This window comes from Limnospira sp. PMC 289.06 (assembly GCF_032350395.1).
GTDB lineage: Bacteria > Cyanobacteriota > Cyanobacteriia > Cyanobacteriales > Microcoleaceae > Limnospira > Limnospira platensis.
Genome location: NZ_JARPLC010000172.1, coordinates 1 through 7926, shown reverse-complemented (window position 1 = coordinate 7926; position 7926 = coordinate 1). Strand labels below are relative to the sequence as shown.

Annotated in this window: 4 protein-coding genes and 1 tRNA gene; 3 read left to right on the top strand and 2 right to left on the bottom strand. The window is 44.1% G+C overall.

The genetic code is table 11. From position 1 onward, the window contains the following. Positions 1-281: 281 nt before the first annotated feature. Positions 282-1115: a transglutaminase-like domain-containing protein gene (locus P5674_RS22020; RefSeq protein ID WP_014276753.1), complete on the bottom strand. Its 834-nt coding sequence runs from the start codon at positions 1113-1115 to the stop codon at positions 282-284. Between the two features lie 6 nt (positions 1116-1121). Continuing rightward, positions 1122-1985 (bottom strand): DUF6816 family protein, encoded by an 864-nt coding sequence (locus P5674_RS22015; protein ID WP_014276752.1) that lies wholly within the window; start codon positions 1983-1985, stop codon positions 1122-1124. A gap of 390 nt (positions 1986-2375) precedes the next feature. Between P5674_RS22015 and P5674_RS22010 the strand changes: the two genes are divergently transcribed. The 3 genes from P5674_RS22010 to P5674_RS22000 all read left to right on the top strand — a co-directional run bounded on the left by P5674_RS22010 (position 2376) and on the right by P5674_RS22000 (position 7771). After that, a complete protein-coding gene (locus P5674_RS22010) occupies positions 2376-3482 on the top strand; it encodes a Gfo/Idh/MocA family protein (protein ID WP_014276751.1) in 1107 nt (368 codons plus the stop codon). Between the two features lie 374 nt (positions 3483-3856). Then, the gene (locus P5674_RS22005; RefSeq protein WP_014276750.1) at positions 3857-7579 is read left to right on the top strand and encodes a PAS domain S-box protein; all 3723 of its coding nucleotides are present in this window, start codon (positions 3857-3859) and stop codon (positions 7577-7579) included. A 120-nt stretch (positions 7580-7699) separates the two neighbouring features. Then, positions 7700-7771 (top strand) — tRNA-Gln (locus tag P5674_RS22000). The last annotated feature ends 155 nt before the right edge of the window (positions 7772-7926 follow it).

Genomic DNA, 7926 nt, shown 5'->3' with positions numbered 1-7926 from the left:
ACTTCAATCCTGGGGTTGTGATTCCCAAAACTGGGGGTGGCTATCGCCGTTACTCTCTACTCCCTGATTTCTCAGTTTGTTTATGACCTTGAGTTCCCTGCCTTGTTTGTATTTTCCAAACGTCGGGACATATAACAGTTATGAGGATGGTCAGGAGTGCGCTCCTTATATTCAACCAGGGGGTTGAAGTCCTCACCAGGCAGTTATTTCGGGCATTGCAATCCTATTTGATGCCTGAACGTTTCGCACCATGCTCTCATATTAGCGTAATCTGATGTTGACTACTCCAAAAAGGCGATCGCCTCCTCAGTATATATAGGACATTCGCCGGGACTGATACAATCAACAAATAACTCCATTTTCGACATAAAGACTGACCCGAAAATGGTAGCAAAAGAAACATCGGCTGCATCTCTTCCGGTCCCAATGCGGATCAACCCCGTCCGGGGAACTAAACGAGTCGCATCAAACAAATACCAGCGATCGCCTAAATAAGCCTCAAAATAGGCATGAAAATCTGGCGGTTGCAAATCATAAGCATAGCCAGTCACAAACCGCGCCGGAATATTCAAAGACCGACAGAAAGCAATACCTAAATGGGCAAAATCCCGACAAACTCCCGCCCTTTCGGTGGCGGTATCAAAAGCGGAGGTATGGGCGTTGGTACTCCCTGATAAATAAGTGACATTTTCATAAATCCAATTACACATAGCTGTCACCCGCGAATAGTCAGGAACTAAATCACCAAACTCAGTCTGGGCGAACCGCATCAAGCGATCGGACTCGCAATAGCGGCTAGGATATAAATAGGGTAACACATCTAAAGGCAATTTAGCTGGAGGAACTTCGGGAATATCCTGTGGGTGTTCTTCAAAGGGTTTGAATTCCACTGTAGCTTGATAAGATACTTCCAAATTTCCGGGAGGTGAATTAACCCTAATGTATCGGTTTTCTAGTTCTGGGGAAATATATTCATCTATATCGACATCAGGTGCAATGTGTAGGTCTTCTTGGAGGATCTGTTGAAATCGGTTATTGCAAACGGCAATATTGAAAATCAAGGTGCTATCGCTATAAATCTCATAATTTAGCTGACAGCCCAAATTAAATTTCATAGATAATTAATCCCCCTGATTGGTAAGTGGTTGTAACATTAGTTGATAGCGATAAAGGGCGACGGAATGTCCGGCGGCTTGAAAGTAATTAGGATCTTGTGGGGATAGGTAAATTGCTGTAATCTGATCAGCTACTATCCCGTGTTTCTCCTGTCGATAAGCGGTGGTTGTTTCTACCTCATTTAGATATAGGGTAAATTCTCCCTCAAATATCTGCTGGGCGATTTCTGAGGCGATAAATTCTCCTGGTGATGGTGTTTCTGTTCCGCGACTGGTTACCACAGATATCAAGCTACGATCGCCTGGAAATTTAGTAATTTGGCGGTTGGGATTATTGGGGTCAACCTGTACGGATATCACCCCCCGATCGCCTAATATAGCCTTAGCAATATTTAACCCATTACCAGAGCGATCGGCTACTATCTCAGGATAGAGTTTTTCCTCTAACTTCAACCGGGGAACCGGAGATAACACGGAGGATATAGGCGCTGATTTCATCTCCCTAAACCGGACTCGAAAACTTATGGGTTGATTGAGATAGCCAAGATTTCCCTGGAAACCAGGAGTTACCAGATCCGGTGCTAGGGGGGCGATCGCTTCCACTAGGGTACTGGTGACATCCCATTGTCCGGCCATCCACTCTGGGTAAACTAAATCTCCCCTCGCCTCACTCAAGGCGGGTTTTCCTTTCCAGTGGGGAAACTCACCTAAGCGATCGCTTAATGAACCCGCCCACGCCGCAGATGGACATAACCACAACAGCAGCCCACCTAAGAACCATAATAAAGCCAAAGTGGCGCGATCGCACCTAATCCGATATACCCCATTAATATTACCCGGATCGGGAATCGATTTATTGCCCAATTTCACCTTCTCAAACTGCCTGATCGCTGAACAGATTTTACAACAGTATAGCCTTATCACCAATGTTAAAGGAAAACGACAAGCAAAGCCTTGGTTAAACACAAGACCCATTGTTGATTGGAGTTGGGAAAATTAATTGATTTAATGCACGGGAAAAAACTATTTTTCGCCGCCATTCCTATTATAACACACTTGGAGATTTTTGACCATGGTTATAATTAACTTTGGTGAAATTAGGTTAGCTTTTTGGCTAGTAGCAACGACCTTGATCAATTCACCCTCGGCGATCGCCTGTTAACAATAGTTGTTGACCATGATTAGCAGTCCACCGGGTAACAATAGTTAACTAACAGTGCTACGATCGCAGTTAGGATAGATGATCGGAACGAGTAAGTTATGACCGCAAATAAAATTGGTATTGCCGTAATCGGGACGGGATTTGGTCAAAAAGTCCACATTCCCGCCTTCAAGGAACACCCCCGCACGGAGATTATAGCAGTTTACCATCGAGACATAGACAAAGCCAAGGCGATCGCATCTGAACATAACATCCCCCACGCCAGCGATCAGGTTAGTCAAATGGTCACTATACCAGAAGTCGGGGCTGTGACCATCGCCACCCCCCCATTCCTACACTTTGAGATGGCCAAAGAAGTCCTCCACGCTGGGAAACATCTGTTATTAGAAAAACCCACCACTCTTAATGTTGAGGAGGCAAAATACCTTTATCAACTGGCTAAAGACAAAAACTGTGTCACCACCATGGATTTTGAATTTCGCTTTGTCCCGCAATGGCTGCAATTAGAAAAACTACTGCGACAGGGATATGTCGGACAACCCAGGCTAGTCAAGATTGATTGGTTAGTGTCCAGTCGCGCCGATGCGTCAAGGGCCTGGAACTGGTATGCTCAGAAACAAAAGGGCGGCGGTGCTTTAGGGGCGATCGGTTCCCACAGTTTCGACTATATACACTGGCTATTTGGTCCGATAAGCCGCCTGTGCGGACAGTTAAGCACAACCATAGCCCAACGCCCTGAGCCGGCTGAAGGAGGCAAACTCAAGGCTGTAGATGCCGATGATACCTGTAATTTAATCTTGGAGTTAGCCGACGGAACCCCCTGTCAGGTATGTTTGAGTTCTTGCACATTCTGGGGACGGGGACACTGGGTAGAAGTCTATGGTAGTGATGGAACATTAATTCTCGGTAGCGACAACCAAAAAGACTATATCCACGGTTTCAAATTGTGGGGAAGTAAAGCCGGGGAAGATTTGGCAGAAATTGCCATTCCCGATAATTTGCAGTTTCCCAAAACTCATGATGATGGTCGCATCTGTGCCTTTTTGCGCGTTGTCGATCGCTGGATGGAAGCTATTTCACGCCATGAGTCCCTGGTGCCTTCTTTGCGCGAGGGGGTCTATTCTCAATTACTAATGGATCTCACCCATGAATCTAATGTTACAGGGACTTGGGTTGATGTTCCTGATCTGAACAATTTTTTGTAGATTTAGGTGGGGATAGTAGTCCTACATCCTAGGTATCATGCCTAATAGAGGTGAGGGGGTGACTCTAAGTATGACCGTATGGTTATGTTCACCCTTGGGTGATTCATCCTGTTAAGTCAAGTGACAAATTTCTAAGAACAGGCTGTTTTTTTGTTAAGATTAAATTAAAGGTAATTGCGGTGTGGCATTAAGACTTTGGACAAGCCATTTAAAGCCAGTTGCGAGTTAAAAAATAAATACGGATGTTTGGTATTACCCCTCTCAATTAAGGTCTGTGATAGTCAGACTCGTTGTTATAGACTGATCCGTGCTTTGTGCCAGTCTCTTCCCTGAAGTGGGAATAATTATATGACAGTAAAATTTAAGGTAAAACTATGTCCAGATTAAACGGCCGAGTTTTCGACCTAGGAAGTGGGGTATTGCGTCAGATCGGCATTAGCCCTGACATTTCCTTTGAGGATATAACTCGCCTAACTATTCACATTACCAATGCACCGATCGCTTTTATCAGCTTTATCGACCAAACTCATCAGTGGCTGAAGGCTCAAATAGGCTTGTCCGATGATATAAGTATTTATTTAGATTTTTGCGGATATGCGATCGCCTATCATCGTGGTGGAAGTCTCAGTGCCGAGCCCGCAAGTCCTACCTCAGAACCCATTATTATTGAAGATATCAGCACTCACCCCCAACTCGCTAGTCACCCGATAGCCAAAAATGACCAACCTATAAAATCTTATCTGGGTGTTCCAATTACTACCCTAGAGGGCTATCAATTGGGGATGATATCAGTAATGAATTATGATTACTGGGAACCTTCACCTGAGCAGATTATAGCACTAGAATCCCTCAGTCGTCAAGTAGCTAACCAAGTTAATTTACACCGACAATTAATCGACCTGCACGGGAAATTAAGTCATCTGGAAACTATCATCACTGAACGCCGAAAAGTATGGGATATTGTCCGCCAAGAACGGGATTTTGTCAATGGAGTTTTAGATACTATTAGCGCCCTAGTAGTGGTGATTGATCCGCAGGGTCAGATTGTCCGTTTTAATAAAAGTTGTGAACAATTGACGGGATATAAAGCCGGAGATGTTGAGGGCTTATTGATTCAGGATTTAGGATTATCAATTTTTGATCAAGAGTGGGAGGGATTTGATTGGGGTTTAGCAGCCATTGAGTTGGACGAACCGCCCCAATCATCTCATCATGTGCAATCGAATAGTATGAGGATGGGTCATTTTCCTAGACAGTGTGAGAACCAGTGGAAAGGAGCTGATGGAGAAGCCTATTTAGTGTCTTGGTCAAATAGTGCAATTCTGCATCCAGATGGCTCTCTCAAATATATATTAGGCTGTGGGATTGATATTACTAATCGGAAACAGTCGGAAGAAATGTTGCATTTATTGCAGCGGGCGATCGAAGCTAGTCCTAATGGTATTGTGATTTCGGAAAGCAGCAACAATGATCTGCAAATTATTTACTGTAATGCAGGTTTTGAAAAGCTAACTGGGTATACTAAAGAAGAGGTAGTTGGTCAAAACTGTAGGTTTCTCCAAGGCCCAGACACTAATCGAGATTCAATTGCTATTATTAGACGAGCCATCAAGCAAGAAAAAGGATGTAAAGTGAACTTAAAAAATTATCGGAAAGATGGTAGCTGCTTCTGGAATGAACTAGCTATTTCTCCGGTACGAGACCATCAAGGAAAACTCACCCATTTTATTGGTATTCAAACTGATATTACCGAACGGAAGCAGTCGGAAGATGCTTTGCGAGAAAGTGAAGCTCGCTACCGTCTGTTAGCAGATCATGCTACGGACTTAATCTCCCGACATGATGCTGAGGGGATTTATCTTTATGCCTCGCCAGCTTGTCGAGATTTACTAGGTTATGAACCTGAAGAATTAATAGGAATTTCGGCTTATAAATTTTTCCACTCTGATGATATAGAGCGCATCCAGAAATCTCACCAGACCTTATTAAGTGATTCTGATGTGGATACGGTAAGTTATCGAGTTCGGCGTTCTGATGGTAGTTTTATATGGTTTGAAACGACTTCTCACGCTATCCGCAATCATGACAATAATGATATCCAAGAAATCGTATCTATATCTCGTGATATTACTGAACGCAAACAAGCAGAAGAAATCCTGCGGGAGCGATCGCACCTTTCTCTACTAGAAGCCGAAGTTGGGAAAGCCCTAGGACAAGGTGGCACAATACCAACTATTCTGAATCGTTGCGCGAAAGCAATGGATCAATATTTACAGGTCGCCGGGGTATCGATATGGACCATAAACAATCAAACTAATCAACTCGAAAGACAAGCCGGGGCGGGAATTGTTACCCTGAAAGCACCCACACCGCAGCTATTGAACCATGAACTATCCCAAGTGTCTCAACAAATAATACAGGTTTCTCACCAAACCTTAGAAGTCCCACTGGTGGTAGAAGGGCGGTTAATGGGAATGATGGCTATTTGTAGTTCTAATCCATTATCTCCGCAAGTTCAGGATGTGCTAGGTTGGATTGCTAATGCGATCGCTGTGGGAATTGACCGGGTAAAAGCCCGCGAAGAATTGCAAAGCCGTAGGGAAGCCTTACTATTTCGCTTGGCTAGTCAAATCCGCAATTCCCTAGATATTGACACAATTTTGGGAACAGCAGTTCAGGAGATCCGCAGTGTTCTACAAATCGACCAATGCCATTTTTTGTGGTATTTACCCACTCAACCGAACAGACATAATTTTGCCATTACTCACGAATCGCGATCGCCTTCTTTATCAAAGGTTTTAGAAGATTACCCCTCGGATAAAATTGGCTGGTTGGCTAATAAAATCTGTAAGCGGGAAACAGTACAGGTTAATAATTTACAAGATACAACCGTTTTAGATGCAACTACCAGGGGGTTACTGGAGGAGGCGGGAATTGCTTCGGAAATTTTACTACCCCTGGAGACGCGATCGGGACAGCGGGGGGCTGTGGTCTGTAATCAATATAATAATCCTCGCGATTGGATAGATAGTGATGTAGAACTATTGCGAGCCGTAGTAGATCAATTAGCGATCGCCATTGACCAAGCGGAACTTTACGCCCAAACTAGAGCCGCCGCCTTAGCCGCCCAAACTCAAGCCTTCCACCTAAGCGAGGCTCTCCAGGACTTGCAACAAAAAGAGTCACAATTAATTCAAAGTGAAAAAATGTCTAGTTTAGGACAAATGGTGGCGGGGGTAGCCCACGAAATTAATAACCCGGTGAATTTTATTTATGGCAACCTCACCTATGCCCGCGATTATACTAAGGATATGCTGGAATTAGTCGAACTGTATCAAGAACAATATCCTGAACCTCTGGAAGTTATCCAAGAACGCATAGAGGAGATTGACCTAGACTTTTTGGTAGAGGATTTACCGAAAATCCTGTCTTCCATGGAAATGGGAGCCGATCGCATTCGCCAAATTGTTGTATCTCTGCGGAACTTCTCCCGTTTAGATGAGGCGGACATGAAGCCGGTGGATATTCACGAGGGTATTGATAGCACTTTATTGATTCTGCAAAACCGCCTGAAAGCAAAAGGTAGTAGTTCTGGTATTGAAGTGGTTAAAAAATATGGTCAACTTCCTAGGGTGGAATGTTATGCGGGACAGCTTAACCAGGTGTTTATGAATATTCTCAGCAATGCGATCGATGCTTTAGATAACCAAACAGACCCCCGTATAATCACCATTACCACCGAAGTCGTATCCATTAGCTCTGGGTCTAACTTATTTCCCCTTCCCGCTTCTGATGTAATCAAAACCACCTCAGAAGGGATCATCAAACCTCCCGAATCCAAAAGTAAACAGGTGTTGATTCAGGTTCATGACAATGGCTCAGGTATTCCCGATGATTTAAAAAATCGACTGTTTGATCCATTTTTTACCACTAAACCCGTTGGGAAGGGGACCGGACTGGGACTATCAATTAGTTACCGGATTATTGTTGAAAAGCACGGAGGAAGCCTGAAATGTATCTCACAGCCAGGCGAGGGCTGCACTTTTGCCATTCAGATTCCCATTGAACCACCCCCGGAACTCAAGCAAACTCATTAAAGTGGAAAGCCTCTGATTGCTTTGGATGTCTGGTAGATATCAGGGGCTGAAAAAAAATTTCCCAAAACACTTGACAAAACCGGGGTGAGTATTGATATGATAATAAAGCTGAGAGATTATTGGGGCGTCGCCAAGCGGTAAGGCAGCGGGTTTTGGTCCCGCCATTCGGAGGTTCGAATCCTTCCGCCCCAGTTTAGTATAAACCCTTATCCTAACAGCGATAGCGGGTTATTACTCAACCCGATAACTATGCCTAGTTACTCAAATGTTACTCACAATCTAGTCCTAGCATAGGAAAATAATTCTGTCAATAGGATGATTACTCAGTCAACAAGCACAACTTAATC